The sequence below is a fragment of the Clostridium sp. genome (assembly GCF_051278035.1).
GTDB lineage: Bacteria > Bacillota > Clostridia > Clostridiales > Clostridiaceae > Clostridium_AD.
Genome location: NZ_JBNMNU010000134.1, coordinates 1 through 12,170, shown reverse-complemented (window position 1 = coordinate 12,170; position 12,170 = coordinate 1). Strand labels below are relative to the sequence as shown.

The following is a 12,170-nucleotide window of genomic DNA, read 5'->3' as shown; positions in this document are numbered from 1 at the left end:
ACAACTTTTGCGGTACTTTCTGAATAGCCTCCTCTGGAAACGGTTATTGGTGACATAGTACCCTGAACTATAATTTTATTTTTAGGCTCTTTAACTATAGTTTCATTTACCACTTTTCTAGCGACTTCTTTACCATTTTCATAAGTTACATCTATACTAATACTTTTTTCGCCATTTACTCCATTTTGTGAAACACTTTTTTTAGATTTTAATACACCCTTATCGTTTTTAATTACCGTTTTAAAATCTATAGGCTCTTTTTCTTCTATTGTTTTTGTTTTAATCCTAGTAATGATAACGTCCATTCCTTTAGTTAAATTGGTTTTTAATGATGGAACAACCGTATCAGTAGGGCCTAACGTTATCTTTTGTGTTTTTAACATCAGTGCAACATCACTTTCCGCAGAAGATATATTAAGTTCTTTATTGTCTACAAGAACTTTTAGATCTACAGCACGTTTTATAGTTATGATATCGTTGTTAAGTATTTTTGAATTTAAAGCTTTATCAATTTTATCTTTTAGGGATATAGATATATCGGCCTTCTTTAATGCTAAGTCAAAAGTTTTTTGGTAAGTTACGAGTTCAATTGGATTACCGTCTACAATCACAGTAATATTTTTTCTTGAAAATCCCACAAAAACAGCTGAAGTTACAATTATGGTAAGCAGCATAAATCCAATTATAATTTTTCTTGGCTTAACTTTTAAAAATTCAACTATAATAATCATCATCTCCTAATTATAAGGTTTGGTATAATACTTTATATTGTATTTCCAACATATGGGGTTGGTAGTGTATTAATGTATGTGTATGTCTATATTATATTTTCTATGTCAGTCAATAAATGGGAAATTATTGTAGTGGTAGTATATCATATTTTTCTGTTCAAGGGAATTATTATTTTTAACATGCAATTTCAAACATGCATGGGAACCTTATGGAGAAATAAAATGCACACACTATTTTAGAGGAGTAGATTAAGTTTGAGTTTTTATATAATATCGAATATAATAATATTAATATGGGAGTTGATTTTTTGAAAATAAACGAGTTAGAGAACATAGTATTTAAATCATCTTCAGATAATATGAGAAGTAAAGGACATAAAATATTTAATAATGGATTAGTTACTAAGATTAATGGCAAAAAGATAGATAATATATATCATATATATGGCTTAGTTAGTAATGAAACAAAATCCGGTGAATTAAATACTCATATAGCAATAGATTTATTAAAGAGAAAATTAGAGGGAGTAAAATGTACTTGTGAGGATTTTAAAGGACGTCCGAGTACGGACTATTTATTTATGTGTAGTCATTTAACTGCTACAGCCTATAGGTTTTTTAGTTTAACTGCAAAAAAAACTGTAAAGGAAAGCAAAAAAACAGAAATTATTCAAAACAATAGTTCAAATAAGAAAAGTACAAATAACATTGTAAAGCTTATTCGTAAGGTTTCTAAAGGTCCTACTTATTATGATGCACAAAATTCAATAGACAATGAAAAAACAAAAATTGAACCTAGGGAATTAAGATTTTATTTGTTAGGTTTAAAGAGTAGGAAAACTAAATTTAATTATGATGGATTCGAGTTTGAGGCTCCGGTTTTACAAAACAATTTGCCGTTAAACTTTACAGTGAAAATTAGAGGTGGATATTTTGTTTTAACAACTCATAAACAATTTCCAGTATCATTAAATGATATGAATGATGTATATTTATTTAATTGGAAGCTTTATTTACCATCGAAAGATCAAATTTCAAAATATATGATTATATGTGAAAAGTTAAAAAAAAATGGTGAGATTATATATAAAAAGGAAATAAATAATTACAACAAACTTATTCATTTTCTAAGCAGTATTTCAAGTGATATTAATATTAGCGAAGAGATAAAAGTCTTTGCAGCCGGGTTTATTAAGCCAGAGTTTGAATTATATGAGATAGAAAATAAAATTTACTGTGACGTGAAAGTAAATTACGGCAATGAAAAAATCAATATTTTAAAGGCTGATAAAAGTAAAGATACACTTATAAGGAACTATAAAAAAGAGCAGAAGATCCTTATTGAGCTGGAAAAATATAGTTTTAAAAGAAAAGATGAGTCTTTAATATTCACTGGTGGTGACTTAGAACTACTTAATATTCTAAGTAAGAGTGGTAAAAGTTTATATTGCCTAGGAAATGTTACTCTTTTGAAAAGTTTTAAACATAGAGAAATATATAATCACAGCTCTATTGATGCTATGGTGAAAGAAAAGGATGGTTACTATGAGTTTTCTTATGGGTTAAATAACATGGAAAATATAGAAATGAATAGTGTTCTAGCAGCTTTTAAGCAAAACAAGCGATGTTATAAAACTAAAAATAACAATTTTCTAGACTTTGAAGATGAGGATGTCAAGAATTTCTTTAATCTAATAGAAATACTAAATATTGATGAAAAAATGAAAACAGGTGTAATACAAATAGAAAAAAGTAAGGGTATATACTTAAGTGAGAAGATAAAAAATAGCACCATTAAATTTATAAAAGGCACTGAAGTGTTAAAGAATATGGAAGATATTTTATATAATATAAATAACACGGATATATGTGTACCAGCGAATTTAAAGACCACACTTAGAGGATATCAAATTGATGGTTTTAAATGGCTTAAAGGTTTAAGTACACTAGGATTTGGAGGGATACTGGCAGATGAAATGGGCCTTGGTAAAACAATTCAAGTCATAGCTTTTTTATTATCCCAGGAAAACAAAAAAACCATTATTGTAAATCCAACATCCCTTATTTATAATTGGAAGGCAGAACTCGAAAAATTCGCACCTAGTTTAAAAGTTGCAATTATACATGGAGAAAAGAGTTATAGACATAAAGTAATAGAGAATTTGAATGATTATGATGTAATATTAACAACCTATGGAACATTAAGAATGGACATAGATAGGTACCAAGATGTTATTTTTGATAATTGCGTTATAGACGAAGCTCAAAATATAAAAAATTATTTAGCACAAAACACAAAAATTATAAAAAAAGTTAAAGCCCATGTAAAATTCGCGTTAACAGGTACTCCTATGGAAAATAATTTAACAGAACTGTGGTCTATATTTGACTTTATTATACCAAATTATTTATATTCTAAGGAGGTTTTCGAATCTAAATTTATAGCTTCAAGACAAAAGGATATAGAGGAACTTAAATTACTTATTAAACCTTTTCTCTTAAGAAGAACTAAAAAGGAAGTAATGAAAGAATTACCAGATAAAATAGAAAAGAAATTTATTGTTGAGATGACAACATCTCAAAGAGCTGTATATAAATCTTATATCAAAACCGTAAGGGATAAAATGAAAAATGATGGGGATGGTAGAATAGAGGTTTTTTCATATTTAACTAAGCTAAGACAAATTTGCTTGGATCCCTCCCTTGTAATAGATGATTATAAAGGTGGAAGTGGAAAGCTAAGAGTTGCAACGGAGCTTATCGAGAAACACATAGATTCAGAGGGGAAAGTGTTACTCTTTTCACAGTTTACATCTGCACTTAAAAAGATAGGTGAAAATTTAAAGGTGAAAGGAATTAACTATTTTTACTTAGATGGTAAAACAAAGCCTCAGGATAGAATTAAATTGGTAGATGAATTTAATATAAGCTGCGATACAAAGGTATTTTTAATTTCATTGAAGGCAGGGGGAACAGGTCTTAACTTAACATCTGCAAATCTAGTTATTCATTTTGACCCTTGGTGGAACCCAGCAGTAGAAGATCAAGCAACAGATAGAGCTCATAGAATTGGTCAAAGAAATTTAGTAGAAGTAATTAAGCTAGTTGCTAAGGGAACTGTAGAAGAAAAAATTATTCTTCTTCAAGAGGATAAAAAAGATTTAATTGACAATGTAATTACAGGGGATCTTACTAATAGTAATGTTCTAGGAAAGCTTACAAAAGAGGAACTGATGGAGATTTTTAGTGGTGTTACCCAAGTGGCAAGTTCAATATCGCAAAATTAAACTGGGGTACTTTAAATCACATAATTATGAATAATATAAAAAGATGCCACTTGCGCAGTGTGTGGCACCAAAGGGAGACGAAGATATGAACGTAGAATTTAACAATAAAATTGTAGACAGCAATGAATTCAAAAATATAATCGAAAAAAATACAGAGTTTAAAGTAATTAAAGACATGAGTAAAGGTTCAAAACGAGAGGACATATTAGCTTTTAATTTAAGTGTAGGGATAAATATCTTAAATGATTTAATGGAAGAAGAATGTAATGTATGTGAATTAACAGAAGATGAATTATTTGAAGAATACCTATCACTTGCTGAAGAAATTGCAATGGACATTGAGGAATATGTTCCAGAGGGTGCTATTATGGATATTAAATCTTATGAATGGGATAAGTCAGTTAATGCAATTAAATTAGTTATAATTATAGCTTCAGAGGATATTTACGAAGTGAAGTTAAGAGATGTTATGAAGAGACTTGTAACACAAGTGGAATAATATTAGGGACTGTCCCAAGATTTCGCATGAAATCTTGGGACAGTCCCTTTTGTTCTATTATTTATTGTTTAAATCTTCATTTTCAAATTTATTGCCAATAATATCTCCAAGAGGGACATCAATAATATTACGAGGTGAAGAGCTTCCAGAAGCTTGAAGCTGAAAATTCACTATGGTTTCATCCCAAACTACATTGTAAACGGTGGATGAAATTTCAATATAATCTCCTTCGTATACATCGACTCCATTTTTGTCGGATAAATAAACCCATTGTAATAATTCATATTCTTGAATGGGTCTCCAAGGTAAACCAGGTAGCTTTAGGTCTGATGGTATGTAACTTTTGGCATCAAAAGTCATTCCTTGTAGTTTATGCATCTTTTGTTTGCTACTATCCCAAGCTTTAAATTTTAATTGTTTCATTTAGGTTGCCTGCCTTTCTATTTTAACATATCTTTCGTTTTAAAAAAATTATGACAATACTCTTTTATATACGTCAAAACACGCGAATTTAAGGGGGTTATAAATTAAATGAACTTAAGTAAGTCATCTTCCAGTGTTTCATAATTATTAAAATGAATTGTATTCATACCAAGTCTATCTGCTGCCTCAGTATTTGCTAAGGTATCATCAATGAATAAGCATTCTTTTGCTTTTAGACAATAGGTATCTAAAAGTCTAGTATATATTTCACTTTCAGGCTTTATAAGGTTTTCTTTATAAGATATTACGCCACCATCAAAACACCTAAAAAAATCATATTTCAAATATATATTATCAAAAGCTAATGAATGAAAATTTGATAGGAGATATAATTTAAACCCCTTTTGTTTTAGTTCTTTCACCATTTGTACTGTGCCTTCGATAGGGGTTAATATGTCAATCCAGTTATCCATGCATTTCTTAATATGTACCTCGTAATTAGGGTTTCTTTGTGATATTGCTTTTATAGCTTCATCTTGAGTTAATATTCCTCTATCTAGATGACTCCATTCTTGGCTTTGAAAGATTTCTTTGTAAACAAGGGCTTCAATTTTATCATCATTAAAAACCATTTTAAGGTAATCTAGAGGTTTAAATTCTAGTAATACATTTCCAATATCGAAAATTATGTTTTTAACCATTTTTATCCTCCCTGTAAATGTATTTGTTAATTATATTCTAATATAATTTCAGGAATAAATCAAACGGGGATAGTTAGTAAAGGGTTAGTATATAAAAATTAAAGCTTTAAAAAAGCAATCTCTTTACCTTAAATAAATTCAAGGTAAAGAGGTTACTTTTTAAAAATATTTAAAGTTGCTTGTCACAATCTAAAGGTCCACATATATCAAATTCTGAATCAGATGGAGGTGGAACAAAATTAGCATCTTTTTTTGCCTTTTCAAGTTTATCTTTTTCTATTTTTGATATTTCCTCTGGAGTTAATTTTTTAGCCACTTTTTCTTTATCTGTCATTATTCATCCTCTCCCTTTTTTTATATTATTTTTCATTTCTTACACTATAACCCTAAATTTTAATTATAGCAAGAATTATAAATGTCGATTTAACAACCATTATCAATACATAATCATTATTGTATAGAGTATAATGATTATATCATACTTCTAACACAATTAGGCCTTATAATAAATATATAAGACGTTTATCTGCGTATAAATTATAGTATAATAGGTTATATAAGAAAGAGGTGGAGCTATATGGGTAATGAAAGAATACTTCTAGTTGATGATGAAGAGCGTATACGAGATATGATAAAAGAATATACCAGTCTTGAGGGATATGATATAGATGAAGGAGCTGATGGTGTGCAAGCTTTGGAGCTGTTTTCGAAGTATAAATATTCATTGATTATATTAGATGTTATGATGCCCAAAATAGACGGCTGGAGCGTGTGTAGGGAAATACGTAAGACTTCAAATGTTCCTGTAATCATGCTTACTGCAAGGGGTGAAGAGTATGATAAGCTTTTTGGTTTTGAGCTTGGGGTGGATGATTACATAATAAAGCCCTTTAGCCCGAGGGAACTTCTTGCACGTATGAAAGCAATAATAAGAAGAAGTTCATATGCAGAAATTGAAGCTAAAAAAGAAACTACAGTTACTTTTGATGGACTTGTTATAGATTTTGATTCAAGGAACACTTATGTAAATGATAAATTAGTTACACTTACACCTAAAGAATATAGTTTGCTAACTTTTTTTGTAGGTAATCCCAATAGAGTATTTTCTAGAGAAAAATTGCTTAATGAGGTTTGGGGGTATGATTTTTTTGGTGATGACAGAACTGTAGATACACATATAAAAATGCTACGTGAGAGTATAAAAGAATATAGGAAATTTATTGTTACAGTGTGGGGAACAGGATATAAGTTTGAGGTGGGTGAAAAAAATGAAAAGCATAGCTCTTAAATTATGGTCAGGTATGATAGCTCTCGTGCTTATAATGCTTGTTATGTTATGGCTTTTCCAAATTACATTTTTAGAAAAATTTTATACGACAATAAAAATTTCAGAGATGAAAAGCAGTGGATACTCTATTCTTGAGGGGTTAGATGTGGACTCTTTGGAAAATCTTGAAACAACTTTTGAAACCTTTGCTAATGAAACCAATTCTAACATTGAGTTTTTGGATTCGACGGGGGAGACACTCTATAGCGTAACATCAAATGGTGGCACTTCTAGTATGCCTATGATGATGAATAATTCAAGGATTGAGGTTATTAATGAGATTAAACAAGGAAAGGAAATAACTCTATCTTTAATTCATCCTAAATTCCATAATACATTTATACTTATTGGATTACCCCTCAAAGTACAAGGTGAATCTAAGGGAGGGCTTTTTATAAACTTGCCTTTAGCACCGGTAAAGGATACAGCCTCCATATTGAAAGTTCAGTTATTTTACATCACATTAATTCTTCTTTTTACAGCATTAATATTTGCTTACTTCTTATCTAGGAGTTTTACGAGACCTATACTTGAAATTACAAAAGTCTCAGAAGAAATGGCTTCAGGCAATTTTTCTGTGAAGATTAAATCAAAGAGCAGGGATGAGATTGGAAGACTTGCGTCAACTATTAATTATATGGGGGAAGAACTGTCGAAAATTGAACAATTGAGAAAGGACTTGATTGCTAATGTATCCCACGAATTACGTACACCATTAAGTCTTATACTTGGATATGCTGAGACGATTAGAGATGTTACAGGAAATGTTGCGCAGAAGCGAGACAAACAGCTTGAGATTATTATAGAGGAATCTGAGAGGCTTTCTAAAATCGTTGATGATATTCTTAATTTATCTCAAATACAGGCGGGATATGTTAATTTTAGCAAAACACAGTTTAATATCAATGAGCTTTTGGAAAGAGTTATAGTTAAATTTCAGATTTTAAGTGAGAAAACATCGGTGGATATAGTTCTTGAAAACAATGTAGATGCAATAGTAGAAGGTGATGAAATTAGAATAGAACAAGTTATGTATAATCTTGTAAATAATGCTTTTAACCATACTAAAAGATTTGGACATATAATTATAAGAGCAAAAGAAGCCGAGAAAAATATTAGAATTGAAGTTGCGGATACGGGAATAGGAATATCAGAAGAAAATTTAAAGCATATATGGGATAGATTTTATAAGACAGATAAAGTGGAAGGGATAAAATCCACTGGAACTGGTCTTGGGCTCACTATTGTAAAAACTATTCTAGAATCACATGGTTTTGAATACGGAGCAGAGAGTGAAAAAGGGACCGGAACTATTTTCTGGTTTGAAATTAAAAAGAAGTATTTATAATAATCCATAGACCCTATCTTTAAAAGATGGGGTTTTTAATTTTATGTGAAAGTTTCACAATTATGTCGTTGTTTTATCATACTTCTATCACAACTTCCCCTTATACTAAAGATAGAAAGTAAATAAAAAAAATTATGAGGAGAGTGTTTTATATGAAAAATATCGAAAAAATGGTTCTATCACTTGCAGTAGTAACAGTACTTAGTACTGGTGTTGTTTTTGCAGCTGTAGCTACAAAGACTCCAGCGGAAGTAACATCTGGATTAACAGGAAAGTCGATAGAGGAAGTTACAACAGATAGGGCCTCTGGAAAAACTTATGGAACAATTGCCAAAGAAGCAGGAAAGCTAGAAGAGTTTAAAACAGAGACACTTCAGCAGAAAAAATTAGTGCTTGATCAAAGAGTAAAAGATGGTAACTTAACTCAGGTAGCAGCAGATGAAATTTACAATTCTATTGTGGAAAATCAGGAGACTTGTGATGGAACAGGAAGTGCTGGAATAGGTAAAATGAACGGTGCAGGATTTGGAAACGGAAGTGGTCAAAGAAGAGGCCAAGGAAGAGGTATGGGATCTGGACAGGGTAATGGTTCTGGATGTGTGACACAATAAATCCTAAAATAAAGGAGTGAATTTCATTGAAGAAAAATAAGATCTCAAAGTATTTAAGATGTGGTTTACTTACGTTATTTGTAATGCTTGTTAGCATTGCGGCATATCTCCATCAGGTACTCGGAGGAGCGAAAGCTCCTTCAATTCATGCACTGTGCCCATTTGGAGGACTTGAAAGTCTTTATACATTAGTTACAACAGGCGGACTTATACAGAAAATTTTCTCGGGTACCATGATACTTTTTGCAATAACGTTAGTTATAGCTCTTGTTTTTAGAAGAAGTTTTTGTGGACTTATATGCCCATTTGGGGCGATCCAAGAGTTTTTTGCCAAAATAGGACATAGGATATTCAAAAAGAAGTTTATAATGCCGAAAATAATTGATAGGCCACTTAGATATTTAAAATACGTTATACTTGCAATAACAGTTTTTTATGCATGGAAGACAGCGGGGTTATGGATGGCGCCATACGATCCATGGTCTGCGTATGCACATCTTCCAGAAGGACTTTCAAGCGTTTGGGCTGAATCTGCTGTTGGGTTAATAATACTTATAATAACAGTGGTAGGTTCATTTATATATGATAGATTTTTCTGTAAATATCTATGTCCTGTAGGTGCATTTTATGCAATAGTAGGTAAATTTAGTCAATATAGGGTTGTGAGAAATGAAAATAAGTGTATAGACTGCGGACTATGTAGTAAAAAATGTCCTGTAAATATTGATGTACAACATCTAAAGGAAATAAAATCTAGTGAGTGTATAAGCTGCCAGACCTGTGTACTTAATTGTCCTAAAGAAGGTGCACTTGAACTTAAGTATGGAAAAAACAGAATAAGCCCACTTGTTACAATTATAATCGTAATGGCTCTATTCTTTGGATCTATAGCATTTCAGGCTGCTGGACTATATAAACTAACTCCAGATGCACTTAAAGTTGGAGAAAGTATAAGTTATGATGAAATTAAAGGATACATGACAATTGAAGAGGCGGCTGATGCTACAAAAACAGAATTAAAAGATTTCTATGTTAAATTTAAGATACCAGAAAATGTACCTAAGAATGTTAAGATGAAGGAAATACAGAATGTTTCACCTGAATATGAGCTTGATGCGGTGAAGGAATCTCTTAAATAAATAGCCAAAAACAATAAATCCCGTAGAATTAATATTCCACGGGATTTATTGTTTTTTATTTATAATTTATTATAGACAGGTGAAACTTTTTTAGGTGTTGTAACGTAATAGATAGTAAATAGTAATAACATAAAACTAATAAAGTATAAGGGGCGATAGTATGAGAAAATTTATAATCTTTACCATAGTTAGTATGCTTACAGTTGTACTACTTGTGGGGTGCAAAAATAATGAGGTTAGTGAAAAACCTCCAGTAACAAGTGCTAAGTTAATGGCTCCAACTGTTATTGGGGAAGTTTTAGAGGTAAGTGAAGATGGTAAAGCAATTTTAGTGGACTCCACTGCAGATATCGTAAAAGGTCAAATTTGGGTAAGTATAGGTGACAAAACTAATTTTTTTGAAAATGCACGTGAAGGGTCCTCTATTCCTTATAGCAATGTAAGTAGAGAATTTACTGTTTTGAATCATGTGGAAATTTATATTGAGGGTGGGATAAGAGAATCCTATCCTATGCAAGGATTAGCTACGGCAGTTTATGTTAATGAAGTTAAAAAATAACTTGTAAATATGATATAATTGATAGATTAAAGTAAACACGAGAGAGCAATCTAAATATTAAATATTGAAATGAGGATGAATGTATGAGTATTGCAAAAGGTTTATACGGCATGACAAAAGATGAGAAACCTATTGATATTTTCACTTTAAAAAACTCCAATGGAGTAGAGGTGCAAATAACTAACCTTGGTGGAATAGTTGTTTCAATTAAAGTACCAGACAAGTTAGGGGTATTTGCAGATGTGGTTTTAGGTTATGATAAATCAGAGGATTATTTTAACAATATTAATAATTTCGGAGCAATTATAGGACGATATGCTAATAGAATTGAGAATGCTGTTATTGAATTAAATGGAGAAGAATATAAGTTAAGTAAAAACAACGGAAATCATTCAATACACGGAGGCATTGTGGGTTTTGATAAAGTTGTATGGAAGCCTACTATTATAAAAGAAGAGGAAGTAGAATTTTTAGAACTTACTTATACCAGCGTCGATGGAGAAGAGGGGTTCCCAGGAGAGCTTAAGGTCAAGGTTACCTATACTTTAACAGTAGAAAATGAACTGAAAATCGAATATTTTGCGGTTTCTGATAAGGATACAGTAGTTAATTTAACTAATCACTCATACTTCAATTTATTAGGCCGGGGAGATTTAGATATTTTGTCCCATGAGCTAATGATAGATGCTGACTATATCACTGCTATAAATGATGAATGTATTCCAAATGGAGAAATTAGTTCAGTAGTGAATACTCCTTTTGATTTTAGAAGACTTAAAAAAGTTGGATCTGATTTATTAACAGAAAACCAACAGCTTAAATATGGTGGTGGTTATGACCATAATTTCATATTAAAGGTAGATAAAAAAACCCCACAAAAATTCGCAGAACTTTATGAAGCAAAAACTGGTAGGTTTGTGGAAGTATATACTACAATGCCAGGAGTTCAGCTTTATACAGCTAACAATTTAAATACCTCTAGACCAGGGAAATCTGGAGAATTATATATAAAAAGAAGTGCTATATGTTTAGAAACTCAAATTTTCCCTAATTCTTTAAAACACAAGAATTTTCCATCACCAATTCTCAAAACAGGAGAAGAATATAAGCATACTACTATTTATAAATTTTCAACTAAATAGTAAAATAAAAATCAAAAAACCACGAAGTTTAATTATAAACTTCGTGGTTTTTATTTAATATTTTGGTTAAATTATTGTAATTTCCAAACTAAATCATTTAAACGTAATTCATTTCTAAGTGTACGTGGATTAGTATCATTATCTATTACTACGCATTCAATTCCTTCAGTATGAACAATCTCTTCGTTTTCATTTATTATTCCATACTTTGATATTCTTTTTAAATTAGCTAGGGTTGTATTCCCTTTTATGTGATCTATTAAAATTAATCCATAGGCCTTGAGTTACGCAGAAAACTAAACATAAAATGTTCTGGGATATTACAAAAGACGGGTAATTTAAGTGGTGGAAATCAGCAGAAAGTTATTTTAGGGAAGTGGATTTTTACAGAGCCAGATATATT

The 12,170-nt window shown here is 30.7% G+C and carries 12 protein-coding genes; 8 read left to right on the top strand and 4 right to left on the bottom strand.

The window, feature by feature from the left end; genetic code table 11:
* Positions 1 to 731: G5 domain-containing protein (locus ACJAX4_RS17365; RefSeq protein WP_435790707.1), on the bottom strand; the 731-nt coding region annotated here is incomplete at its 3' end.
* Between the two features lie 308 nt (positions 732 to 1,039).
* On the opposite strand from ACJAX4_RS17365, the gene ACJAX4_RS17360 reads away from it, so the two are divergent.
* Both ACJAX4_RS17360 and ACJAX4_RS17355 read left to right on the top strand, forming a co-directional pair.
* Positions 1,040 to 4,018 carry a DEAD/DEAH box helicase gene (locus tag ACJAX4_RS17360; protein WP_435790706.1) on the top strand — a complete coding sequence of 993 codons (2,979 nt, stop codon included), beginning with the start codon at positions 1,040 to 1,042 and terminating at the stop codon, positions 4,016 to 4,018.
* Between the two features lie 85 nt (positions 4,019 to 4,103).
* Positions 4,104 to 4,517, top strand: a complete 414-nt coding sequence (locus ACJAX4_RS17355; protein WP_435790705.1) for a hypothetical protein — start codon at positions 4,104 to 4,106, stop codon at positions 4,515 to 4,517.
* 57 nt (positions 4,518 to 4,574) lie between these two features.
* Here ACJAX4_RS17355 and ACJAX4_RS17350 read toward each other — a convergent pair whose 3' ends face one another.
* The 3 genes from ACJAX4_RS17350 to ACJAX4_RS17340 all read right to left on the bottom strand — a co-directional run bounded on the left by ACJAX4_RS17350 (position 4,575) and on the right by ACJAX4_RS17340 (position 5,975).
* Positions 4,575 to 4,940: a YopX family protein gene (locus tag ACJAX4_RS17350; RefSeq protein ID WP_435790704.1), complete on the bottom strand. Its 366-nt coding sequence runs from the start codon at positions 4,938 to 4,940 to the stop codon at positions 4,575 to 4,577.
* A 104-nt stretch (positions 4,941 to 5,044) separates the two neighbouring features.
* A complete protein-coding gene (locus tag ACJAX4_RS17345) occupies positions 5,045 to 5,641 on the bottom strand; it encodes an HAD family hydrolase (protein WP_435790703.1) in 597 nt (198 codons plus the stop codon).
* Between the two features lie 169 nt (positions 5,642 to 5,810).
* Positions 5,811 to 5,975, bottom strand: a complete 165-nt coding sequence (locus ACJAX4_RS17340; RefSeq protein ID WP_435790702.1) for a hypothetical protein — start codon at positions 5,973 to 5,975, stop codon at positions 5,811 to 5,813.
* Between the two features lie 243 nt (positions 5,976 to 6,218).
* Here ACJAX4_RS17340 and ACJAX4_RS17335 point away from each other — a divergent pair, with 243 nt between their 5' ends.
* The 6 genes from ACJAX4_RS17335 (at position 6,219) to ACJAX4_RS17310 (ending at position 11,767) form a co-directional block, all read left to right on the top strand.
* Positions 6,219 to 6,929 (top strand): response regulator transcription factor, encoded by a 711-nt coding sequence (locus tag ACJAX4_RS17335; protein WP_435790701.1) that lies wholly within the window; start codon positions 6,219 to 6,221, stop codon positions 6,927 to 6,929.
* Entirely contained in the window at positions 6,910 to 8,316 is a 1,407-nt protein-coding gene (locus ACJAX4_RS17330; RefSeq protein WP_435790700.1) for a sensor histidine kinase, read from the top strand. Before ACJAX4_RS17335 ends, ACJAX4_RS17330 begins: the two co-directional genes overlap by 20 nt.
* A 152-nt stretch (positions 8,317 to 8,468) precedes the next feature.
* Complete coding sequence (locus ACJAX4_RS17325; RefSeq protein ID WP_435790699.1) at positions 8,469 to 8,927, top strand: hypothetical protein; 459 nt, start codon at positions 8,469 to 8,471, stop codon at positions 8,925 to 8,927.
* A 26-nt stretch (positions 8,928 to 8,953) separates the two neighbouring features.
* Entirely contained in the window at positions 8,954 to 10,066 is a 1,113-nt protein-coding gene (locus ACJAX4_RS17320; protein WP_435790698.1) for a 4Fe-4S binding protein, read from the top strand.
* Between the two features lie 160 nt (positions 10,067 to 10,226).
* Positions 10,227 to 10,625: a hypothetical protein gene (locus ACJAX4_RS17315; protein ID WP_435790697.1), complete on the top strand. Its 399-nt coding sequence runs from the start codon at positions 10,227 to 10,229 to the stop codon at positions 10,623 to 10,625.
* 83 nt (positions 10,626 to 10,708) lie between these two features.
* A complete protein-coding gene (locus ACJAX4_RS17310; RefSeq protein WP_435790696.1) occupies positions 10,709 to 11,767 on the top strand; it encodes an aldose epimerase family protein in 1,059 nt (352 codons plus the stop codon).
* The last annotated feature ends 403 nt before the right edge of the window (positions 11,768 to 12,170 follow it).